Here is a 20,932-nt window from a genome sequence, read left to right as displayed (position 1 = left end):
GGATCAGCCCTCGTTACCCAAGAACAGGCCATTTTCTGCATGCCATTGCTCTAAATGACTAAGCACGTGCGCACTAATCCCTAAGTCTGCTGATAAAGCGAGGAGTCGCTCTAGGGTATGGAACAACGCATTTTCACAAGCAGCATCAATATCGGTCGGATGTGGGTTGTCATGAATCGTTTGAATCGCATCAAACAGACGAGCCAAACCACTATCGACGGCCAGAGTTGCCACGTTCAATTGATCGAGTAACTTGCTGTTGAGTTCTTCTTCTTTCTGGCGCGCTTGTGCTGGTGAAAGCGGCGTATCGAGTTTCTTAGATAAGTCATTAATCTTCTTATCTTTATCCGCTAGCAGCCTTTCGTTAGATTGTTTTTCTTGTGTCAACTTAGTGACTTCGGATTGCAGAGCTTGTTTTTCTTGGCGATGTTTTGCCGACAGCTCTTCAATGATTTCCAAGGCTTCATCGCGGTCTTGAACTTTAACCACTTCACCCTCAACAATAGCGGTCAAATCTTCTTGAGGCAGTTGGCGAAGTCGGCGTAAGTCTCTGGTAGTCATACCTATTGCGCTCATTGACTCTAGAGCCTGAGCACCAAATACGTCTAAATTTTTTAGTCGTTCATCAACGGTTGATTTTGAACTGCCATAGATTTCACAAAACTCTTCCCAAGTGCCTTTTAGAACAACTAAATTACTGCCGACAGTCGAGCTTTTTGAAAAGGTGATTCCTTTTAAAGCCTTGTATTTCTTAGACTCTTTGATTTCTTTCAATGTACTCAAACTCACGGCGTCGGTAATTTTTGACAGTCTTTCGGCCATCTGAGCACGCCCCAAAAGAGCACCCAAGTCTACGGCTTCACCAAGTTTTGTTCCCTCACTTTGAGAAATCGTTAATGCTTCAGCGGCATTCAGTTCTTGCGCATCGCTCAATGCTTGTTGAGCGGTCATTAATTGCTTCAGTTCATCGGACATCTTATAAATCCTCTCCTGTTAACTCTCTAAATTCAGCTCCAATGCGATCAACTTCTGCGCGAACGGCGTTACGATAAGTGAAAGCTAACTTGATAAAATGATTTGATGGTTTCCAAACCATATTCTGTTTACTTCCACATGCCTCCACCCAACCAGCATCAACTAGTGCTGTTAAGTACCGATGCAGTGTTGCTCTTGGGATCTGTGTTTTAAATCCGATATCTCGAAAAGTTGCGCCCTTAATGCCGTATTCAAATAATGTTTCTAAAATGACCAAGGCGATGGTCGTTGATTTCATTTGGCATGTATTTGATGTGTCCCGTACGTTTGTCATTGCTTTACCTCAAATACGTTTTCTGATTTTGAATTTTTTTTAGTGCCCGACTTAAGCCAGTTCTTGATGGGCTTCTTTCCGCACCGAACTTTTCTATACAAAGTATCCTGATGTCTTTTTGGGTCAGGAAATCCAAATCTAGGCTTAAAATGAACTCGTACAGTTCACGGTCACGTTCTAATTTGTTTTTACGACTTGTCTTTGTGGCGTTCGATTCAATTGATTAAATCCTAACTTGTTGATTTATATTATTTAATACAGAATTCGCCTGATACACATTTAATGTGGACAGGATTCTGGAAATTTTCAGAAATGCATCTTTTTCTTTCTTACTTTCCATATTCATCTCCAACAATTCCTGATTCATGAATGACTTTAGCTCTTAGCAATTTTGCTTTTGGACCATCCCAAGACCCGATAAGACAGGACATAACGTTTTGTTGCTTTACGCCTGATTGTCTACACCAAGCGCCCAATGTTGTCCCTTTGATGATGAATCCAGCTTTTACTTTGTTGTAAAGCTCTTTTCCTGGGTCAATTTGATTGACTGAAACATATTCAAGCATTAACTTATTACTCCGCTATATCACTTAGACATCATAATGACTAATATATACATTATAATGTTCATTGCAAGTAGTTTATTGAGGTTTTTATGTCTATATCAGAGCGCTTAAAGAGCGTTATAGATGCCAAGTTCTCAACATTAAAAGGTGCATCAGAGTTTACTGGGATTCCATATCGTTCACTGCAAAGCTATGTGTCAGGTAAACAATCTCCTGGAAGTGAAGCGTTGGTTACGCTTCATAAGACACTAAGGGTCGATTTGAATTGGCTTTTGACTGGAGAAGAAAATAGCTGGCCGACAACAGAGGACCGAAAAGAGGTATGTGTTAACTTAATGGAATATATAGAAATGGAATTTGAAGCAGAATCTGGCACAAAGCCATATTGCGGTGATATTGCCACAATCTACAACCGTGTTCTTCATCACAAGGGAGTAGAAGCGGAACCATGGGACAATGTAGAAGCTCTAAAGCGAGCCGTAAAATATGAAGTTCTGGGTTTTATCAACATGCAAACCAGAATAAAAAGGCAATTAGGGTTTAGAATGTAGACACCCTATAGAGAATCACAAATGAACATCATAGTGTTCCATGTGTGAACATTATCATGTTTAATTAAGTTCTGCTCGATACTACATTGTGAGTTACTTCTGTCTCACAATGTGGTCTCTTTTATGTGTGAGACACCTATCCCAATCTAAGCGGGATCGATCCGCCAAAATCCAGCCTGATCCCTAATCTTTGTCTGAATTATCTTGAAGCCAATCCATTATTATCTTGGTTCTATACAACTATTACCGCTCTCGACAGGGCCTACATCCGGTCGAAATACAGTTCAAGCGAGAAAACAACGAGTCCCTGTGGTTCATCGCGTTTATCGCCAGTTTTTCTTATCAGAATGACAGGCATGACTCGTTGGATGTCGAGCTCTACTTTCACCTTGCTAACCGTTGGTGTTACCAGCCTGATGCCGGTACGGCTGATTTGGCCCAACCTGAAGTGTTGGACCTATTTTGCAGTTGGTGCGCAGCGTTTGAGCACCACCTTGCCAAACAAGCGTTGCAAGATATTCAACTCACCATGATTCGCTAACCCAAGGCGATTCTTCTTAATCGAATCTTATTTTTGTAGGAGGCATAACCATGTCTAACATTTTGTTCAAACCCACCCACCTTCCCATTTCCAAACCGTTTCATGCCCTACTCGCTAACATACTTTCTGAACATCAAGCAAAAAGTGAAGTTCAGGCCACCAGCAAAGAGGTTGTCATGAACTTTCGAGACAGTTCTTACAGTGCCGAAGATGGCGGTTTTCATCCGGTAGAAATTGCACTGAGTCAGTCTAGTGATGGCCAATGGTGTATTGAATACATCACGGATTTTGCTTATGTCGGCAACCACTTTCCTGAGCTAGAACGATGCTTGGATTTTGATTTCCAGCGTGGGGATTTCTTCACCGCCTATCACGGATGGAATCCTATCGTAGGTAACCGTGATGCGCGAGAGCTCTATCAGTTATGGGAGAGTAACTTTCTCGCCTATGTCGCAACGGAAGCTTTTGATGATATTTCATTAACCTCGGCTCCTTAGTTACCTCCATCAAGAAAACCGACAGGTTCATAAAGAGAATCATCGTGTTCTGGGGGGGCGCGATTTCCCAGTTCATCATCTCAACATTGAAAGAGGTTCCACAACAATGAAAACCACTGATTTATTCTCGACTCTAGAAAATAACATTCTTCGCAACTCGTTAGATTCAACCACGAAAGATAAGTTACTCAGTAACTTATCTCTCCTTCGCAAAGCATCACTGAATATTCTGATCACCGGTTCCACAGGCTCTGGGAAAAGCTCCACCATAAACGCCCTATTTGACATGACGGTTGCCCAAGTCGGCATCGATAGTGATCCGCACACGGAATCTGTTCAGTGTTACCACTTAAATAATCTCGTGCTATGGGACACTCCAGGGCTTGGAGATGGGATCGATGAGGATAAAAAACACGTACAGGCCATTAAACAGCTTCTCAACAAACGAGATGACCATGGTCAGTTGGCCATTGATTTAGTTCTGGTGATACTTGATGGCGGCTCTCGCGATCTGGGAACACCATTGAGACTCATCAATGACATTGTTATCCCGCAATTAGGCGATGATGCCGAAAAGCGGCTCATCGTTGCGGTGAATCAAGCCGACGTTGCATTGAAAGGACCTGAATCATGGAACTACAGCGACAATCTACCAACGGACAAGGCTAAGGCATTTCTGGAGAAACAACAAAACTCGATAGCAAGACGTATACATAAAGCCACACAGATAAATGTGAAGACTCTTTACTTTGTGGCGGGCTACAGTGATGGAGTCAATCGCCAGAGGCCTTACAATCTATCAAAACTGCTTTATACCATTGTCGAAATACTACCAAACAATAAACGAGTAATGCTGGCAAATCGTACCATTTCCAATGATGCAGATAATTGGAAAGATAACGATGCCAGCGATTACAATAAAAAAACCACCTTAAGCCTTTGGGAAGCCATTGTAGAAACAACTTTACAAGGCGCATCTATTGGCTCCGATATCGGATCTATTTTCGGAAAACCAGGCGAGATCCTAGGTAAAGTCGTAGGCTCTGTCGCTGGTCTATTTTTCGGTGGTTTACGATATACATTTGGGTTTTAAATGTAACCATTAAAAAGAGGCGAGCCTCTTTTTTTTATTTTCGACTAGTCGAGAGATTTTTTAATCCATTCGAATAGATTTTTGTATCAATTTTAGCCAAGTAGCTTAAGCGATAAAAACACTGTCGGTATTCCTCTTGATAAGGATCTTTCCCCTTATAAATGTAATAAGTAGAGTTACTTGGGAAATGCACACTACTTTTCACCTCAAAGTATTCAATACCTAAAGCACTTGCCCATGCTGCTTTTATCATTGAAGAAAAATTATCACTATCCTTAGTAATATCCCCCAAACAAAAGTAAACATCTTTATTAAGAAATAATGCCACATGGTAATGAGGATTCCCTGAACTTAATTGCTCCCTTACCCAAACGTATCTTAAAGTACATTTACCAACCTTACCCTTTATTTTTAAGTCATGTTTTATTTTTGCTTTTAACGAAGAAAAAAACTAGAAATATCGCCACAATTATGCCCTGTATAATAGCTAGGGTATCTAAGATCAATTCTCTGAACGTAAACTCGACTATATTCAGTCAAAGAAATATCCAAAACATCCTTAATGGCAATCAAATATTCCTTGCATAATGGAGCATGTTCTTTAATGACAGGATTAGATAAAAAACTCTCGTCATAGAAAAGAGTCAGGTTTGGATTTTGAATTAAACGTTTCATTAGTCACCTCTATTGTTAACTTGTTCATAGAAGATAACCACCTTGTTATTTTAATGTGCTTACTAGACCTATATTACTATACCAACATAATCGAACTAATTACCTTAGCTACCCGCCTTCTGTACCAATGCACATCTAGAGACAATGTCACGTTCTGCCACTCTGGAAAAACATTAGCGCACCATAAGTGATGCACACCGCAAAACCCATCAAATCCACAGGAAAAAGCAAGACTGTAAAACTCATAAAAATTACTATGTAACTTTCATTAAAACAACGTAAATACACATTGTGACAAACATTAACGAATTATTTAAATATTCATATTTAACAGATTGGATTGATAGTAACAACACGCGACAATGTTTATATTTATTGTCTAAAATTTACCTTGTCCATATGAGAGCAAGGGAAGTGATCGTTGATCATACTATTGATTCTGAAAGATTAAAAAGTAAGTTAACAGCAACATTCAAACTAATGTATGACCCACCGATAGATTATGAAATTAATTTTAAACAAGATATAATATTAGCATTTGAACATTATCCCAGACATTCAATGCAAGAAACATTTATAACTAGCTCTCATGTTATCAACCCAAAGGAGATAGTTGATAAAAATGAAATATATAATGGAATTATTAGATTCATCAAATCAAAAACCTGCATAGAAATAAAGGAAAGCATTGTAGGCCAACTGAAAAATTCCTGGCGCAATGTTGAGAAAGGTATAGATTACACTTGGATCATTGATAATAAGGATGATGAATTTACCAAATGGATAATTAACTACTTTAAGAAAAGCAAACTCGACCCATGGTTTTTACCATACGAGTTAGACCGAGATATAGCTCATTACTCTATTATTACAATTCTAGACCTTTGGGATCCAAAAGATATCATTCCTAATTTTATGAGTAAACATCAATTTATAGAAAAGCTAAAGAAAGCATCTGTTCAGAAAAAACATAGGATGAAACTAAAAAATAAAAAAGTATATACCTTTGAAATGCATACTGACATAGGAAGAAAGCTAGACAGATTAGCTAACCTATTGGAGATAAAAAAGAATCATCTTCTAGAAGAACTGATAAACAATAAGTATGAATCGATATCTAGATTTAAAAAAAATTGATCACACAAGTAAACCAGCTCTCGTTAACGAGAGCTGGTTTACTAAGAGAGAAAATAAGAGAACTTTTCAATCAAACATCATTTAATATTTTAACGATTATTAAAATGGATTTCACTAATCCATTCGACGATTGGTGATCCGTTGAGCAATCCACTCCTGCACCTCGCCTTCTACCCAAGCTACAGCACGACCACCCAGTTGAACTTGGGGCGGGAATTGGTTTTCTTCAATAAATCGGTACAAACTAGAGCGTGACAAACCAGTCATAGTTAGCACTTCTCGAAAGCGGATCAAACGAATGTTGTTCTCTGGCATATTCACACCTCTCAGGTTGGTTAGTTGCAAGAAGATGACATATGTCTGAATAGTTTTTGATTAAGTGCAATTGCCTATCAACCACTTGGAGTTGTATATACGGTTAGAGCAAGAGGTTGTACTCATACTCTCCCATCAAGATAGATAATTGGTGTAATTGTTACAAATGAAGCATAGCTAACACCGCAACCACTTAAAGCAAGGAGAGCTCTAGGGTAACTACTGAAACAATGATAAACTCCTGCGCTAGAATCGTTGCTAATCCTGCGATGACGGTAGAGTAGAAAAGCTGACACCGAAAATGCAGGTATCTCTAGAAAGAGTGAGAAGAGCATTGCAATAGCGGCATGAGAATCGTCAAAGGGGAAAAATTTTTGTGCATGATTGTCAAGTCATGCACAAAGTAATACCTATGGTAATACTAGCTACAAATGTAAAATTTTAAATTAATATAAATCAAAGCGTTAACTGAGAAAGTGTGCGGTCTCACTCCCGCCACATTCAAGAAAAAGACGCCTTAGGGCGTCTTTTTTGCTATCTATACCCAAACGACTGAGCATTGCACCAACACAGCGACAGTGCCCAATCGCAGGGAAACTCCCTAATCATCCTGTTTCGAGCACAACCCGATGAACCGTAAAAAGAAAATTAATCAGACATTACAAAAACGCCTTAAAAAGCAACATGCGAAATTGCACCCGAGCAACAAGCCTCGTTATATTTCTAAAGCGGAGCGGGCTAAACTCGCGGCAAAACAAGAAGCGAATCCCGAGCTTGGAACCAGCGATGCAAAACCTACTGAGCCCTCACTTAGCAATAGCGCATTACAGTAATAGACGATGCTCAATCGGGTGAAATTGACTGGCGACATCGATTAAATGTTGCGCGGTCAGTTTCGGCACGCCATACACTTCCACCTTAACCTGAAAGCGTTGCGCAATTCTGGTCACCAAAGGTTCAAAATCACCATCCCCAGAAACGAGCACCACGGTGTCTACCTCCTGAGCTAATTCATAGCCATCAAGGGCAATCCCGACATCCCAATCCCCTTTCGCGCTACCATCACTGCGCTGGATAAAAGGTTTTAGCATCACCTCAAAGCCAATCCCTCGTAAAATATGATGAAATTGCCTCTGCTGCGGATCTTTACTGGCAATCGCATAGGCATTGGCTTTCACTACCGTGCGATTTTGCGTCACTTGCGACCAAAACTGATTGTAATCAAAGTGCCGGCCATATTGCTCGCGGCAGGTGTAATACACGTTTTGTACATCCACCAAAATGGCAATTTTTTCCATTGATTCCTACTTAGTAATTCTTGATTCAAGGCTCAACGCCGCACTTATTCTACACCGTTATTTAAAAATCAATTCATATATAAGCGATTAGGGGGCTGTAGTTAGGAGGTAAAGTCACCAAATCTATTTCTTTTGACAAACCCCCTCTTGGCATTGGGTTTGGCCAAACCAGCGCGAGAGGCGCATTCTGTGTTTGGCAAATAGGAGATACATTCGGTCACTGATCCCCTTTAAAATCGGCATACGAGTAATGAAAAGCCAGCGATGTCGGTTGACCAAACGCCATGCAAGCACTGTCACATCTAAGCCATATAAAAGTTGTCCTTGCTGATCGATACCGTGCAAGATAGACAATGCACGTTGTTTATCGATCGATGGGTAGCAGGACATCGTATCCGTATCATGCACATCCACCAGCAAAATTCGTGCTTGGTGATCCGCCGTTTTTAATGCGCGCATCTCGTTACAACAGAGCGGACATTGTCCATCAAAAAAGATCACCAGATCTGGCTTATTCATGGCTATTGACCTCAGATTCATCATTGCAATCTGTTACGCACACTCTCTTTTCGAGGATCAATCCCATTACCGCATGATCGCTCAATCCCTTTGACCGTATAAACGCTCATTAACCCCATCATCGGTATTGAGAGTGGAACTTGAGTAAAAAAATTGGCCTGTACTGGTTTACCAACGATTTACGAGTGAACGATAACCCGCTACTTGAGCAAGCCTCGCAGCAAGTGGATCGCTTGATCTGTTTGTACTGTTATCCCTCGATTACGCCATTTTTGGCGCGCTACGCCCAGCAAACACAATGGGGCGAAGCCAAAAAAAGGTTTCTCAACCAAACCTTGGCTGACTTAGATCATTCGCTCAGTACGCTAGGCCAAAAGCTTTGGGTGACGCCACTTTTGCCCTATCAAGCGCTGCGCCATCTACTGACTCAAGTCGAGATTACGGATATTTATGTGGATGCAGTGGCGGGCTCAGATGAACGCCAAGCTATCGCGCGCATTCATCAGGACTTTTCTTCTGTGCACATCCATCAGCAAGCTCTGCACAGCTTATTGAGTGAGCCGCAGTTGCCGTTTGCACTTGAGGCGCTACCGAGCACCTTTACCCAATTTCGTAAGCAAGTAGAAACGATCTCCCTCTCTGCGCCGATGGGCTATCCGCATGTTTTGCCACCCATTGAGCAAGGCTGGCAGTTGCCTTTGATGGATATTGTTACCGAGCCGAATCACAGCGCCTTTGTCGGTGGTGAGCAAGCAGGGCTGACGCATTGCCAAAACTATTTCTCCTCCCTGCTCCCCAGTCGCTATAAAGAGACGCGCAATGGGTTAGACGGCATGGATTATTCCACTAAGTTTTCGCCTTGGCTCGCGCTCGGCGCGGTTTCGCCAAAAACCATTTATGCCATGTTGCAGCGTTATGAAGCTGTACATGGCGCGAACGATTCCACCTACTGGATTTTCTTTGAGTTACTGTGGCGTGAATATTTTTACTGGTACGCGCGGCGCTATGGCGCAAAACTGTTTCGCTTCTCTGGGATTGGCGAGAAAAAACCGCTCACCAGTTTCTATGCGCAGCGCTTTTTACAGTGGAAGCACGGAGAAACGCCTTTCCCCATTGTGAATGCCTGTATGCGGCAACTGAATCAAACGGGTTACATGTCCAACCGTGGTCGACAGTTAGTCGCCAGCTGTCTAGTTCACGAACTAGGTTTAGATTGGCGCTATGGTGCCGCTTATTTTGAAACCCAGTTAGTGGATTACGATGTCGGATCCAACTGGGGCAACTGGCAATATTTGGCGGGAGTCGGAGCCGACCCACGCGGCTCGCGGCAATTCAACCTCGAAAAACAGGCGCACACTTACGATCCAAAGGGCGAGTTCGTTGCCAAATGGTGCGGAACGGCTTGTGACAAGCTAAATGCTCTCGAAAATTTGGCGCTCGACAGTGTCGATATGGTTGACTGGCCAATCGCCGCCAGCGCGTATCTTCTTATCCATCATCCTCAAAATAAGGAAAGCTCATCATGAATATCGTGATCATCGGTGGCAGCGGCGGTATTGGTTTGGCGATGGTGCAAGAAGCGCTGAACCGTTTTAGTGAGGCCAACGTGCATGCGACTTACCATAGTACTACGCCGACGTGGCAGCACCCGCGGCTGACTTGGCACGCACTCGATGCCACCCAAGAAGCGCAGGTACAAGCTCTGAGTGAGCAATTTAGCCAAGTCGATTGGCTTATCAACTGTGTCGGCGTACTGCATACAGCAAGTAAAGGACCAGAAAAGAACCTCAATGCCTTAGATGCGGATTTTTTCCTCTACAACCTGATCCACAATGCCTTGCCTAGCCTACTGCTTGCCAAGCATTTCACCGCCAAACTGAAGCAGAGTGAGGCGGCCAAGTTTGCCACGCTTTCCGCCAAGGTCGGCAGTATTTGTGATAACCAACTCGGCGGTTGGTACAGCTATCGAGCATCGAAAGCGGCGCTCAATATGCTGCTGAAAACGTTAGCGATTGAATGGCAACGCTCACTGAAAAAAGGGGTGGTGTTGGCACTGCATCCCGGCACGACCGACACCAAACTCTCAGCGCCGTTTCACAGCAATGTTGCCCCAGATAAACTGTTCAGCCCCGCCCGTGTTGCGCACGATTTGATTGGTTTGATTGCAGCGGCAACGCCTGAACAAAGCGGCGGATTTTATGCCTACGATGGTCAGACGCTGCCTTGGTAAAGCGTAGGGATTAGCTAAAGGTGGATAGATACAGCGCCTCAACCTTATCGCGCGCCCATTGAGTTTTACGCAAAAACTTGAGCGATGATTTAATCGATGGGTCATTTGCAAAGCAGTTGATGTTGATACGCTGATGTAACCCACTCCAGCCATAATGCTCCACCAAGCGAGTGACGATTTTTTCTAGGCTTAGGCCGTGTAGCGGGTTGTTAACTTGTTGGTTCATTAGAGGGTTCTCTGTGAAAATCTGCCTTTCATCAGGCAGAAAATGGGAATAGGCGATGAAGCTGCGCCCACCCTTGGTAACGTGAAGCCGCCAATCTTACTTCAGTATCCCCAGCGCTTTCAATTTGCGATAGATGGTATTTCTGCTCAGCCCAAGCAAACGCGAGGTTTGGCTAATGTTGCCTTGCGTTGCTTGGTAGGTCTTGAGTAAGGATGCTTCTACCGTGGATTTGATGTCTTTCTGTTGATCATCCTCCGTAGCGGTAGGCGCCGCGTGGCTGAGTTTTTGGGCAAGATGTGTCGGCAGATGATTGAAAGTGAGTACCCCCTCGCCTTCGGCCATCAAACTCGCGACTTTGATTAGGCTATCTAGCTCGCGTAAATTACCCGGCCAGTGATAAGCGAGTAGCCTTTGCATCAAGTCACCACAGATTTGTTGGCCAGCATCACTGTAGCGGCGATGAATATGGTGGATTAGGGCTTGTCTATCTTGACGCTGCTGGAAGCTGGGCAGCTCGACAACCAAATCACTGAGTCGGTAGTAGAGATCTTGGCGAAACAGCCCTTGTGTGACCAACTGTTCAAGGTTTTTGTGAGTCGCAGCAATAATCTGAATGTCGACTTTGGTGGCGTGATTAGAACCCACCGGCAGCACGGTTTTGTCTTGCAACACATGCAGTAAGCGACTTTGCGCATCTAGAGGTAAATCAGCGATTTCATCCAGAAACAAAATGCCTTTGTCGGCTAAACGCACTTTCCCTTGGTAACCTTTATGACTGGCTCCGGTAAAGGCGCCAGCGACATAGCCAAACAGCTCCGCCTCCACCAGCTCCTTGGCCAGCGCACCACAATTTACCGCGACTAAAGGACCATTTTTACGCTGGCTATTTTTGTGCAGCGCTTTAACAAATTCATTTTTACCCACCCCAGTTTGGCCAAGGATCAGCAAGCGGATATCTTTATCAATTACCCGATTAGCCTGTTGCCAACAGCGCTCCACCTCCGCATCCCCAAAATGCAGATCACTGGCGGGGGTTAACGCGCGGGTACGATGTTGTTTGGAGTGGAGCGGTGTGGTGGTATAGATAAATGATGCATGCGTCTGTGGCCGTGGCAGCACCTGCTCCACCGATTGACCAATCACTCTGCCTTGCGCTAATAACTGACCTGCGACTTGGTTATGCGCCAATATCTGGCCCGATTCATCCGCAATAATTACGCCTTGCCAGCCACTGCTCAGTAACGAGGGTTCACAGGCGAGATCGATTCGTACATGGCCATGTGGTATCTGGTTAAGGAGCTGATTTTCAACCAGTTGTACCATATTCTGCACCACAACTTGGGTTGAAAGCGTGTGTTTCTGCTGCTCGCTGGTGATGTCTAACACTCCGATCAGCTGTCCGGTGTAATCAAAAATCGGGCTCGCGGAACAACTGATAAAGTGATGATGCTGAATAAAGTGCTGCTCACCAATCACCGAAATGGGTTTTTGCTCAATCAAAGCCGTGCCAATAGCGTTGGTACCTTTGATCGGCTCTTGCCAACATGCGCCGGAGCTTAGCGCGATTTGGCTCAGTTTTTCACGAAATCTCGCTTGCCCCCAACTGCCGATGATCACGCCGTGTTGGTCGGTCAAAATTAAACGGCTGTCACTGTGTGCAAACAGTTGGTAGAACAGCGGTAGTGCAAATCGGCTGACCGTGTCAATCAGCCCCGCGAGCTCTTGGCGACGCTCCTTAAGTTTGTTGTCACTCAAGCGAATATCTTGCGCACGACTCTGCTGGGTCAACCCCGCCTGTTCACTACGCTGCCAAGAGTTCACCAGCCAATTAACATGGCTAAGCTGTTGAAGTTGCATCACTGTTCCATTTCCTCACACTCTGGGTGTGTCATTTTGTAACACTTGAACACTCGTACACATCATCCAATCGAGTACGGCAACCTTGTCTGTTACTTGCGATCCTTTTGTTAACCATAGCGTTACACAAGATTAACAACAAGTTCATTTATGTTGGCCTGTGATTTGCGTTATCGCGTTGGAATACCCGAACCACTTGGAGTTGCCACTTCAAGTAGGAAAGGGATAAAGCAGTGCATTTCGACACTGTGTAACACCCAAACCGAAAACAAAAGGACGAGTTATGATTTATGCACAACCGGGTAGTGACAACGCCGTTATCACCTTCAAGAGCCATTACGATAATTTCATTGGCGGCCAATGGGTTAAACCTGTCAGTGGCGAATACTTTGGTAATATTTCACCCGTCAATGGACAGGTTTATTGCCAAGTCGCTCGCTCAACCCAAGCAGATATTGATTTGGCGTTAGATGCCGCACATCAAGTGCGTGAAGCATGGGCAAAAACCAGTGTGACTGAGCGCTCTAACCTGCTACTGAAAATTGCTGATCGGATTGAAGCAAACATAGAGCAGCTTGCGGTAGCGGAATGCTGGGAGAATGGTAAACCTGTGCGTGAAACTCTAGTGGCCGACCTCCCTCTGGTGGTTGACCATTTCCGGTATTTTGCAGGCTGTATTCGTGCTCAAGAAGGCAGCGCCGCTGAGCTCGATAGCCACACGGCCAGTTACCATTTTCCTGAGCCAATCGGAGTGGTGGGACAAATCATTCCTTGGAATTTCCCAATGCTGATGGCAGCGTGGAAGTTAGCGCCAGCCCTTGCTGCAGGCTGCTGTGTGGTACTCAAACCTGCCGAGCAAACCCCTACTTCGATCTTGGTGTTGATCGAAAAAATCGCCGATCTCATCCCAGCAGGCGTGCTCAACGTGGTCAACGGTTTTGGCAGTGAAGCAGGCCAAGCCTTGGCCACCAGTCAACGTATTGCCAAACTGGCGTTTACGGGCTCAACCCAAGTGGGTCAACACATTCTCAAATGTGCGGCGCAGAGTTTAATTCCATCAACCGTAGAGCTCGGTGGGAAGTCTCCTAATATCTATTTCCCAGATATTTTTGACCACGAAGACACCTATTTAGAGAAATGTATCGAAGGTACTTTGCTGGGCTTTTTCAACCAAGGCGAAGTGTGTACTTGCCCTTCTCGCGTTCTGGTTCATGAGTCAATTTACGATCGCTTTGTGGCCAAAGTCGCGGAGCGGGCGAAAGGCATCAAACAAGGCAATCCACTGGATACCGCTACTCAAGTAGGGGCTCAAGCATCTCAAGAGCAGTTTGACAAGATCTTGAGTTACTTAGATATTGGCCGCCAGGAGGGCGCAAAAGTGCTGTTTGGTGGTGGCGTTGCCAAACAGGAAGGGGAACTCGGTCAAGGCTACTATATTCAGCCGACCCTACTGCAAGGCCACAACAAGATGCGAGTCTTCCAAGAAGAGATTTTTGGTCCTGTGATTGCCATTACCTCTTTTAAAGACGAAGCCGAAGCGTTGGCATTGGCTAACGATACCGAATACGGCCTCGGCGCAGGTATTTGGACTCGTGACCAAAACCTCGCCTACCGTATGGGAAGAAATATTCAAGCAGGCAGGATCTGGATCAACTGTTACCACGCTTACCCCGCGCATGCGGCCTTTGGTGGCTATAAAAAATCGGGTATTGGGCGTGAAACCCACAAAATGATGTTGAACCACTACCAGAACACCAAAAACTTACTGATCAGCTACGATGTGAATCCTCTCGGTTTCTTCTAAAAGCTTAATATTCAGTTAATACCCCAAACCCAGCCTCGTTTCAGCGAAGCTGGGTTTTTCATTTTGGATCCATTCCAATGTTTTTACGAATTGGCGTTGTAGGGAAACAGCCTGTTAGTTAATCCCGATGAGCATAGATAAACGATGTGATTGAGGTGAACGAACGTAGCCAACACCGCTGCCACTTCAAGAAGGAAAGATATATAACGATGAATATCACACTTAATCATGTGTGGTACAAATCTATAGTGAGTGAATTATTTTTGCTATTTCAGTAAAACTCGACATCCATTAATTTTAGCTCATCAGTTAAATACTTTATGAGCCAATAAATGATCACCGAGCTCACCAACATCCATTTAATTAAAGGCAATCTTCAAGCAAATAGTAAAAATGAAGTTTTTGCAGAATTGGCGCAAATGTTACTTGAGAATAACCGCATCAGTAACAAAGAGGATTTTTTAAACGACATTGAAATACGTGAAAGATTAAGTGTCACGTCAATGGACGGCATCGCCTACCCACACTCAAAAAGTAAAGCCGTTACAAAACCTGCCATCGCTGTTGGTGTAAAGCACGAAGGCATTGAATATGGAGATGAAGAAGGCATCAAACCGACCGTATTCTTCATGATTGCCTCTCCCGACAACGGCGCAGACCACCATATTTATGTTCTTCAAGAATTATTCGGAAAATTTAGCGAAGAATTTATTGAAGATATTCATAACGCAAAAAATGAACATCAGATCCTTAATATTTCAATTCAATCATAAGGCGTGAAATTATGAGTACCCTAACCGCTCAAGCTACCAATAATAGTAGCAATTTCAAAAAACTCCTCAGTACCATGAAAGGCCACCTTTTATTTGGCACCTCACATATGTTGCCATTTATTGTTGCTGGCGGCGTATTATTGGCACTTGCGGTAATGGCATCCGGCAAAGGTGCCGTTCCTGCCGATGGCTTATTAGCGGATATTTCCAATATCGGTATTAAAGGTCTGGTGCTGTTCCCGATTATTTTGGGTGGTTTCATCGGTTATTCCATTGCAGACAAACCAGCTCTTGCGCCAGCGATGATCTCTTCTGGCATCATGGCGGATATGGGCGGCGGTTTCCTTGGTTGTATCGTAGCGGGCTTCATCGCCGGTGGTGTGGTATTCCAACTTAAGAAGATCCCTCTTTCGGCTAACATGACTGCGTTGGGCGCTTACTTCATCTACCCACTTATCGGTACACTTATCTCCGCAGGCATCGTTTTATGGGGTATCGGTGAGCCAATCAAACTGTTCATGGCGTCTATGAACGAATTCCTAGCTTCTATGGCTGGCGCTTCTAAAGTGGTGTTAGGTGCGATTCTTGGTGGTATGACGGCATTCGATATGGGCGGTCCAATCAACAAGGTCGCAACGCTATTCGCTCAAACTCAAGTGGATACTCAACCATGGCTAATGGGTGGTGTGGGCATCGCAATCTGTACGCCTCCTCTCGGCATGGCGCTAGCCACGTTCCTGTTCAAGAAAAAATTCACCAAACAAGAACAAGAAGCAGGTAAAGCAGCAGCAATCATGGGTTCTATCGGTATCTCTGAAGGCGCTATCCCATTCGCAGCAAATGACCCAATGCGCGTGCTTCCTTCCATCGTTGCTGGTGGTATCGTTGGCTGTGTGTTTGGCTTCCTGACTAACGTTCTGCTTCATGCTCCTTGGGGCGGTCTCATCACAGCACCGGTATCAAGCAACATTCCAATGTACGTTGTAGGTATCGCACTAGGCTCACTCACCACTGCACTCATCGTTGGCTTCTGGAAACCAGTCGCGGAAGAAGAAGTGGAAGACGAAATCGCAGAAGCTGCACCAACGCAAGCTCAAGCGGCTCCAGCAGCCGGCGAAGGCGAGTACGATATCGTTGCTGTCACCTGTTGCCCATCTGGTGTAGCACACACTTTCATGGCAGCCAAAGCACTTGAGAAAGCAGGCGCAGCCGCTGGCAGCAAAATCAAAGTCGAAACGCAAGGTCAAAATGGCATTAAAAACCGCATCACTGACCTAGATGTCGCAAACGCGAAGCTAGTTATCCTCGCTCACGATATCCAAGTGAAAGATGCTCACCGCTTTGCCAACGCGAAAGTCATCGAATGCTCGACCAAGGAGGCGATGAAAAAAGCCGCCGAACTTATCCAAGCTTAAACCTTAAGCTCCTCCCCCAGAGCCCTTTCCCCCAAAGGGCTCATTTTCTATCTCAAGTGTAGTGATTCAGAATGTTATCGCTTTATCTGCACCAATGCCGCGGCATTTAAAATCGCGTCTTTCGTTGTCACGTCAATGACTTTAATGTGCTTGAAGCGTTCTGGTTCTTTAATCGCCACATCGTGCGCAAAGATCACCAGCTTCGCTCGTTGCACATCTTTGGCCGTGATTCGATTGATGATACCGTTGGCGCCTTGTGTTTCTACTTTGATTTTCACTCCCGCCAGACAGGCGGCTTTTTCAAGTGATTTAGCCGCTAAAAACGTATGAGCAACGCCAGAAGGGCACGAGGTGACGGCAAGAATGTCGGCTTGCCCTTCTCCAATAACCGATGAAAAAGCAAGTGACTGCCCCTGCTCATTGTCCTGCTCATGCACCGTTTTCTTCAGGGCAATAGCAATCAGTGCCGTGGCTAATGCACCGGCGATAGTGCCAAGAATATACCCTAACTTGCCGTCCACAACGGGCAGCACAATCCAACCGCCCCAAGGGGCATGATTGAGCACTTGAAAGAGAAAACCAATCACGTTGCCAACAATACCACCCGCAATAATTGCAGGGAGTACGCGCGCGGGATCAGCGGCGGCAAACGGAATCGCCCCTTCACTAATGCCAATCATACCCATGATGCCTGCCGCTTTTCCGGCTTCACGTTCATCCCGTTTGAATTTACTTGGTGACAATAAGGTCGCAAGCGCCATCCCCAATGGTGGGGTACAAATGGCAATCCCCACCCCACCCATTAGCCAAGGTTGGGTGTTGACTTGAGTTTGGGCAAACAGCGTGGCGACTTTATTGATTGGGCCGCCCATGTCAAAGGCAGTCATCGCCCCCAATACCGCTCCGAGCACCACTTTGCCGGAATCGGCCATCGATGCCAAAAATTGATTGAGCCACAGCATACTGCTGGCAATCGGTGCACCGATTAACCACATCACAGCACCACAGGTTACAAACGTCCCCACCAGCGGATAGATGAAGATGGAACCCAGCGAACTCATGCTGTCGGGGAGAGCGATTCTTTTCAGCTGACGAACCACAAAGCCTGCAAAAAAACCCACGATGATCGCGCCAATAAAGCCGGTTTGATATTGGTTTATCGCAATCCAGGTGCCAATCATGCCGGGGGCCAAACCGGGTTTATCTGCCATCGAGTAAGCGATATAACCACCCAATACCACCGTAAATAGGGTTAAACCGGCAATACCCATTTGAGCGATATCCGCCAACACGCCCTCTTCTGGCACCGCTCCGTGACCAGACATCATCACTGAAAGCGAGAGTAATACCCCACCCGCCACGATAAACGGCATCATGTGAGAGGTACCAAATAATAGATGCTCTTTAACGCGAGCTAATCTTTGTGCCATTGGGCTTAGCGGCTGGTAATCGGCATAATCCATTACCTGTGTAGAGCTTAATGTTGAGTGCTGTGGGTGAATAAAAAGGGCGAGTGCCTGCTCAACACTTTCTGCGGCTTTGAGCTGTTCAACAAATCCCTCTTCAATCAATTTACTGGAGATTTGTGCCAATACTTCAATGTGGTGATGATCTTCTCCATCCGGTGATGCCAGCATAAAAAACACATCAGAAAGCTGACCATCTTCTGCACCGTAATCGATCCCTTGGCGGCTAATACCCACGACGACTGCAGGCAACGCCACCGCAGCACTTTTGGCGTGTGGAATGGCTATTCCTTCTTCAAACCCTGTATTTCCGATCTCTTCTCGTCGCCAAATGTCGTTTAAAAATTGCTGCTTATCGGTCAACTTTCCTGCGTTATCGAGCAACTCAACCAGCTCAATCAGAACATCTTCTTTGTTATTGGCTTTTAGATCTAAACAGATGATTTCAGGTTCGATCAGATGGGTAATATCCACAATTGTTTTACCTTACTGTTGTTTGAATTGGCATTGCCATACCGATGCGCCTCGCTAGAGTAACGAGCGATACTCTTTCAAGACACAGGACAAAAGATGCAATAACTGGATTAATGTAACATTCGATTTGAACTGTGAACTGGGTCTTGGCCGAAAACGGAGTATTTGCCAAGCGCTATGTTACTATCGCCGCAAAAATAACAATGAGGGATTTCCATGAAAATTGTTGCGGTCACCGCCTGCCCAACGGGCATTGCTCATACTTATATGGCGGCCGATGCTTTGACCAAAGCCGCACCAAAGTACAATGTGCAGATCAAAGTGGAAACTCAAGGTGCGATGGGTATCGAGAATCCTCTCACACCTTATGACCTCTCCCATGCCGATAAGGTGTTGATCGTCTCCGATATCGACATCGAACAGCCTGCACGATTTGAAGGGATGAAGGTGGTGAAGCTCTCGATCGAAGAAGTGCTACTCAATGTCGATAAAGTCTTTCTCGTCCACTGTCGCTGATCCTTGGCATGATGCATGAATTCCAAGTCACCTTCTTGGTGAATGATGTGAATGCCAGCGTCCATGTTGCCCAACCGCTGTCTCGCGTTGCGCGTAAGTTCAAAAGCACCCTGCATATCATCAACATCACCAGAAACCGCAGTGCTGAACTCACCAAATCTCTCGCGGTATTGCAGGTGGGATTACAAGAAGGTGATTTATGCCAAATCACCGCCATCGGTATTGATGCTGAACTCGCCTGTTTCGTGATTAAAGACATGCTTTCTGCGCATTACACTGTCGTGGGCTCCAAAATCAACTATGAGTTCTCTAGCCTGCTCGCCGAACGCCTGCCACAAATATGCCCGCCGAGTGAGGTCAAATGGCACTATGCCAAAGCCCACACTGAACTCACCAAATTTGAGTGTTTGAAAGGGTTAGCGCAACTGATCTACCCCGTTTCACCCGATGAGTTGATTTTGGCTTTTATCAAACGTGAAGAACGCTCTTCCACCTGCGTAGCTCCTGGGATTGCTATTCCCCATGTGATGTTTGCAGACATAGAACACATTGCGGTTGCCGTTATTAAGAATGATGAGGCGATGGATTGGGCCTCTCAAATGGGAGAGGTGCATTTAGCGATTGCTTTGGTGATGCCGAGTAAGCCCAATCGAGATCAAATCATTACCGCAACCAACCTGACCCGAAATTTACTGTGCGATCAAATGGTAGAACGTTTACTACTGACACGCAGCGGCGTTGATTTACAAGCTCTACTGATGTACGCGATGTCACGCCTGTTAAATTGAAGCACGATAATCCGTTGGTGTACGGCCTGTACGATTTTTGAAAACGCGGCAGAAGTAATTCACATCTTTAAACCCACAACGTAGCGACACTTCATTGAGCTTAAAATTGTACTTTTTCAGCATAAATTTTGCTCTATCAACCCTGACCCACGTAATGTAATCGGCCAAGGTCATATGCCCTTGCTGGCGAAACAGCCTCGATAAATGGTTGGCAGAGATACTAAAACGCGAAGCAATACTTTCTCGCGTGATCGGGCGGTGAAAATTCTCTTGGATATAGATACAGATCCCTTGGTAGAGATCCTGCACTCGGTTTTGTGGCTGCTCTGTCGGCGCATTCAACATCGTCTGGGTATATTGAAGGAGAGCTTGCAGCAACAGCTCATCCATCGGTTTTTTATAATTCTCACGCGCCAATGAGCTGAGCGCTTCTAAGATGTTATCAATAGCAAACCCTGAGCGCGTTTGGATACTGTGCTTTTGAATATCATAAAAGTTGGCTTCGCCTTTGCGCTTACTGACAAAACTCAGTCCTAGTTGGCGGCGTCCAAATAACATGCTCAACACTGAGCAATCGGTATCCCAGTTCGGTTTATTCCAACAGTTAGCGGGAATAAAAATCGCATCTCCGGCTTTGGCAATTATTTTCGTGACTTTACGGTCATGACTTTCCATTTCATTTATATACTCTCCACCTAAGACCAATTCTAAGCGTGGAAAATTCACCTGATAACTGAATTCAGGCGGTGTATGAAAATCACCCGCAAACCAAATATGATGAAATGATTCACGCTCATTAAGCACCGAGGAAATCAAATCATCAAATATCATATGTAAACCCTCACTTCGTCATCGCACTTTTATTAACGTCAGATATACCCC

At 45.0% G+C, this 20,932-nt stretch carries 24 protein-coding genes and 1 pseudogene; 13 read left to right on the top strand and 12 right to left on the bottom strand.

Annotated elements, in window-relative coordinates; genetic code table 11:
* Positions 1-3 precede the first annotated feature (3 nt).
* The 3 genes from T411_RS0101895 to T411_RS0101880 form a co-directional block, all read right to left on the bottom strand.
* On the bottom strand, positions 4-975 hold the full coding sequence (locus T411_RS0101895; protein ID WP_001278803.1) for a hypothetical protein: 972 nt from the start codon (positions 973-975) through the stop codon (positions 4-6).
* A gap of 1 nt (position 976) precedes the next feature.
* Positions 977-1,309 carry a helix-turn-helix domain-containing protein gene (locus tag T411_RS1000000119850; RefSeq protein ID WP_000186150.1) on the bottom strand — a complete coding sequence of 111 codons (333 nt, stop codon included), beginning with the start codon at positions 1,307-1,309 and terminating at the stop codon, positions 977-979.
* Between the two features lie 329 nt (positions 1,310-1,638).
* Entirely contained in the window at positions 1,639-1,875 is a 237-nt protein-coding gene (locus T411_RS0101880) for a hypothetical protein (protein WP_000895452.1), read from the bottom strand.
* A gap of 350 nt (positions 1,876-2,225) precedes the next feature.
* Between T411_RS0101880 and T411_RS1000000120980 the strand changes: the two genes are divergently transcribed.
* The 4 genes and pseudogenes from T411_RS1000000120980 (at position 2,226) to T411_RS0101855 (ending at position 4,557) form a co-directional block, all read left to right on the top strand.
* On the top strand, positions 2,226-2,426 hold the full coding sequence (locus T411_RS1000000120980) for a hypothetical protein (protein ID WP_001900517.1): 201 nt from the start codon (positions 2,226-2,228) through the stop codon (positions 2,424-2,426).
* A 238-nt stretch (positions 2,427-2,664) separates the two neighbouring features.
* Positions 2,665-2,967: pseudogene (locus tag T411_RS1000000119910) on the top strand (DUF2787 family protein); the annotation flags it as partial.
* Positions 2,968-3,017: 50 nt separating this feature from the next.
* A complete protein-coding gene (locus T411_RS0101860; protein WP_000065402.1) occupies positions 3,018-3,464 on the top strand; it encodes a DUF2787 domain-containing protein in 447 nt (148 codons plus the stop codon).
* 106 nt (positions 3,465-3,570) lie between these two features.
* The gene (locus tag T411_RS0101855) at positions 3,571-4,557 is read left to right on the top strand and encodes a GTPase family protein (protein WP_000858600.1); all 987 of its coding nucleotides are present in this window, start codon (positions 3,571-3,573) and stop codon (positions 4,555-4,557) included.
* Between the two features lie 34 nt (positions 4,558-4,591).
* On the opposite strand, the gene T411_RS1000000121250 is transcribed toward T411_RS0101855, so the two are convergent.
* Positions 4,592-4,966: an inovirus Gp2 family protein gene (locus T411_RS1000000121250; RefSeq protein WP_094191056.1), complete on the bottom strand. Its 375-nt coding sequence runs from the start codon at positions 4,964-4,966 to the stop codon at positions 4,592-4,594.
* A gap of 26 nt (positions 4,967-4,992) precedes the next feature.
* The gene (locus T411_RS1000000121245; RefSeq protein ID WP_001881569.1) at positions 4,993-5,232 is read right to left on the bottom strand and encodes a YagK/YfjJ domain-containing protein; all 240 of its coding nucleotides are present in this window, start codon (positions 5,230-5,232) and stop codon (positions 4,993-4,995) included.
* 291 nt (positions 5,233-5,523) lie between these two features.
* On the opposite strand from T411_RS1000000121245, the gene T411_RS0101850 reads away from it, so the two are divergent.
* Positions 5,524-6,369, top strand: a complete 846-nt coding sequence (locus T411_RS0101850) for a hypothetical protein (RefSeq protein WP_001912535.1) — start codon at positions 5,524-5,526, stop codon at positions 6,367-6,369.
* 114 nt (positions 6,370-6,483) lie between these two features.
* On the opposite strand, the gene T411_RS0101845 is transcribed toward T411_RS0101850, so the two are convergent.
* Positions 6,484-6,684: a helix-turn-helix transcriptional regulator gene (locus T411_RS0101845; protein WP_001114736.1), complete on the bottom strand. Its 201-nt coding sequence runs from the start codon at positions 6,682-6,684 to the stop codon at positions 6,484-6,486.
* 629 nt (positions 6,685-7,313) lie between these two features.
* Between T411_RS0101845 and T411_RS0101840 the strand changes: the two genes are divergently transcribed.
* The gene (locus tag T411_RS0101840) at positions 7,314-7,517 is read left to right on the top strand and encodes a DUF2986 domain-containing protein (RefSeq protein ID WP_001080338.1); all 204 of its coding nucleotides are present in this window, start codon (positions 7,314-7,316) and stop codon (positions 7,515-7,517) included.
* On the opposite strand, the gene T411_RS0101835 is transcribed toward T411_RS0101840, so the two are convergent.
* Complete coding sequence (locus tag T411_RS0101835; protein ID WP_000410960.1) at positions 7,509-7,982, bottom strand: LabA-like NYN domain-containing protein; 474 nt, start codon at positions 7,980-7,982, stop codon at positions 7,509-7,511. The two genes, T411_RS0101840 and T411_RS0101835, sit on opposite strands and share 9 nt — an antisense overlap.
* 123 nt (positions 7,983-8,105) lie before the next feature.
* Positions 8,106-8,501: a thiol-disulfide oxidoreductase DCC family protein gene (locus T411_RS0101830; RefSeq protein WP_001039504.1), complete on the bottom strand. Its 396-nt coding sequence runs from the start codon at positions 8,499-8,501 to the stop codon at positions 8,106-8,108.
* A 140-nt stretch (positions 8,502-8,641) separates the two neighbouring features.
* Between T411_RS0101830 and T411_RS0101825 the strand changes: the two genes are divergently transcribed.
* Positions 8,642-10,027, top strand: a complete 1,386-nt coding sequence (locus T411_RS0101825; protein ID WP_000037642.1) for a DASH family cryptochrome — start codon at positions 8,642-8,644, stop codon at positions 10,025-10,027.
* Complete coding sequence (locus T411_RS0101820) at positions 10,024-10,731, top strand: SDR family oxidoreductase (protein WP_001028258.1); 708 nt, start codon at positions 10,024-10,026, stop codon at positions 10,729-10,731. Before T411_RS0101825 ends, T411_RS0101820 begins: the two co-directional genes overlap by 4 nt.
* A gap of 10 nt (positions 10,732-10,741) precedes the next feature.
* Here T411_RS0101820 and T411_RS0101815 read toward each other — a convergent pair whose 3' ends face one another.
* Together T411_RS0101815 and T411_RS0101810 are read right to left on the bottom strand one after the other, a co-directional pair.
* Positions 10,742-10,957, bottom strand: coding sequence for a VF530 family protein (locus T411_RS0101815; RefSeq protein ID WP_001076091.1), 216 nt, complete (start codon positions 10,955-10,957; stop codon positions 10,742-10,744).
* A gap of 96 nt (positions 10,958-11,053) precedes the next feature.
* Positions 11,054-12,814, bottom strand: a complete 1,761-nt coding sequence (locus T411_RS0101810; RefSeq protein ID WP_001176923.1) for a sigma-54-dependent Fis family transcriptional regulator — start codon at positions 12,812-12,814, stop codon at positions 11,054-11,056.
* Positions 12,815-13,097: 283 nt separating this feature from the next.
* Here T411_RS0101810 and exaC point away from each other — a divergent pair, with 283 nt between their 5' ends.
* The 3 genes from exaC to T411_RS0101795 all read left to right on the top strand — a co-directional run bounded on the left by exaC (position 13,098) and on the right by T411_RS0101795 (position 16,806).
* Entirely contained in the window at positions 13,098-14,618 is a 1,521-nt protein-coding gene (gene exaC, locus T411_RS0101805) for an acetaldehyde dehydrogenase ExaC (protein ID WP_000638581.1), read from the top strand.
* 332 nt (positions 14,619-14,950) lie between these two features.
* Positions 14,951-15,391, top strand: coding sequence for a PTS sugar transporter subunit IIA (locus tag T411_RS0101800; protein ID WP_000627275.1), 441 nt, complete (start codon positions 14,951-14,953; stop codon positions 15,389-15,391).
* An 11-nt stretch (positions 15,392-15,402) separates the two neighbouring features.
* On the top strand, positions 15,403-16,806 hold the full coding sequence (locus T411_RS0101795) for a PTS fructose transporter subunit IIBC (protein WP_000105924.1): 1,404 nt from the start codon (positions 15,403-15,405) through the stop codon (positions 16,804-16,806).
* Positions 16,807-16,880: 74 nt separating this feature from the next.
* On the opposite strand, the gene T411_RS0101790 is transcribed toward T411_RS0101795, so the two are convergent.
* Entirely contained in the window at positions 16,881-18,746 is a 1,866-nt protein-coding gene (locus T411_RS0101790; protein ID WP_000355517.1) for a fructose-specific PTS transporter subunit EIIC, read from the bottom strand.
* Positions 18,747-18,962: 216 nt separating this feature from the next.
* Between T411_RS0101790 and T411_RS0101785 the strand changes: the two genes are divergently transcribed.
* Complete coding sequence (locus T411_RS0101785) at positions 18,963-19,262, top strand: PTS fructose transporter subunit IIB (protein WP_000706152.1); 300 nt, start codon at positions 18,963-18,965, stop codon at positions 19,260-19,262.
* An 8-nt stretch (positions 19,263-19,270) separates the two neighbouring features.
* Positions 19,271-20,050: a PTS sugar transporter subunit IIA gene (locus tag T411_RS0101780; RefSeq protein WP_000972038.1), complete on the top strand. Its 780-nt coding sequence runs from the start codon at positions 19,271-19,273 to the stop codon at positions 20,048-20,050.
* On the opposite strand, the gene T411_RS0101775 is transcribed toward T411_RS0101780, so the two are convergent.
* Positions 20,042-20,881, bottom strand: coding sequence for a helix-turn-helix transcriptional regulator (locus T411_RS0101775; protein WP_000575422.1), 840 nt, complete (start codon positions 20,879-20,881; stop codon positions 20,042-20,044). The genes T411_RS0101780 and T411_RS0101775 overlap by 9 nt on opposite strands.
* Positions 20,882-20,932 lie beyond the last annotated feature (51 nt).

Origin of the sequence: Vibrio cholerae ATCC 14035 (genome assembly GCF_000621645.1) — a bacterium.
GTDB classification, from domain to species: Bacteria; Pseudomonadota; Gammaproteobacteria; order Enterobacterales; family Vibrionaceae; genus Vibrio; species Vibrio cholerae.
Note: the sequence above shows the minus strand (reverse complement) of the source record. Positions and strands in the feature narration are given on the sequence as shown.

What these genes read in the sequence shown, in the direction of transcription:
- T411_RS0101860 (WP_000065402.1), top strand. Translation starts at nt 3,018, where the DNA reads ATGTCTAACATTTTGTTCAAACCCACCCACCTTCCCATTTCCAAACCG.
- T411_RS0101800 (WP_000627275.1), top strand. Translation starts at nt 14,951, where the DNA reads ATGATCACCGAGCTCACCAACATCCATTTAATTAAAGGCAATCTTCAA.
- T411_RS0101775 (WP_000575422.1), bottom strand. Translation starts at nt 20,881, where the DNA reads ATGATATTTGATGATTTGATTTCCTCGGTGCTTAATGAGCGTGAATCA.
- T411_RS0101840 (WP_001080338.1), top strand. Translation starts at nt 7,314, where the DNA reads ATGAACCGTAAAAAGAAAATTAATCAGACATTACAAAAACGCCTTAAA.
- T411_RS0101780 (WP_000972038.1), top strand. Translation starts at nt 19,271, where the DNA reads ATGATGCATGAATTCCAAGTCACCTTCTTGGTGAATGATGTGAATGCC.
- T411_RS0101835 (WP_000410960.1), bottom strand. Translation starts at nt 7,982, where the DNA reads ATGGAAAAAATTGCCATTTTGGTGGATGTACAAAACGTGTATTACACC.
- T411_RS0101820 (WP_001028258.1), top strand. Translation starts at nt 10,024, where the DNA reads ATGAATATCGTGATCATCGGTGGCAGCGGCGGTATTGGTTTGGCGATG.
- T411_RS0101795 (WP_000105924.1), top strand. Translation starts at nt 15,403, where the DNA reads ATGAGTACCCTAACCGCTCAAGCTACCAATAATAGTAGCAATTTCAAA.
- T411_RS1000000120980 (WP_001900517.1), top strand. Translation starts at nt 2,226, where the DNA reads ATGGAATTTGAAGCAGAATCTGGCACAAAGCCATATTGCGGTGATATT.
- T411_RS0101810 (WP_001176923.1), bottom strand. Translation starts at nt 12,814, where the DNA reads ATGCAACTTCAACAGCTTAGCCATGTTAATTGGCTGGTGAACTCTTGG.
- T411_RS0101880 (WP_000895452.1), bottom strand. Translation starts at nt 1,875, where the DNA reads ATGCTTGAATATGTTTCAGTCAATCAAATTGACCCAGGAAAAGAGCTT.
- T411_RS0101855 (WP_000858600.1), top strand. Translation starts at nt 3,571, where the DNA reads ATGAAAACCACTGATTTATTCTCGACTCTAGAAAATAACATTCTTCGC.
- T411_RS0101845 (WP_001114736.1), bottom strand. Translation starts at nt 6,684, where the DNA reads ATGCCAGAGAACAACATTCGTTTGATCCGCTTTCGAGAAGTGCTAACT.
- T411_RS0101815 (WP_001076091.1), bottom strand. Translation starts at nt 10,957, where the DNA reads ATGAACCAACAAGTTAACAACCCGCTACACGGCCTAAGCCTAGAAAAA.
- T411_RS0101895 (WP_001278803.1), bottom strand. Translation starts at nt 975, where the DNA reads ATGTCCGATGAACTGAAGCAATTAATGACCGCTCAACAAGCATTGAGC.
- T411_RS1000000121245 (WP_001881569.1), bottom strand. Translation starts at nt 5,232, where the DNA reads ATGAAACGTTTAATTCAAAATCCAAACCTGACTCTTTTCTATGACGAG.
- T411_RS1000000119850 (WP_000186150.1), bottom strand. Translation starts at nt 1,309, where the DNA reads ATGACAAACGTACGGGACACATCAAATACATGCCAAATGAAATCAACG.
- T411_RS0101785 (WP_000706152.1), top strand. Translation starts at nt 18,963, where the DNA reads ATGAAAATTGTTGCGGTCACCGCCTGCCCAACGGGCATTGCTCATACT.
- exaC (WP_000638581.1), top strand. Translation starts at nt 13,098, where the DNA reads ATGATTTATGCACAACCGGGTAGTGACAACGCCGTTATCACCTTCAAG.
- T411_RS0101830 (WP_001039504.1), bottom strand. Translation starts at nt 8,501, where the DNA reads ATGAATAAGCCAGATCTGGTGATCTTTTTTGATGGACAATGTCCGCTC.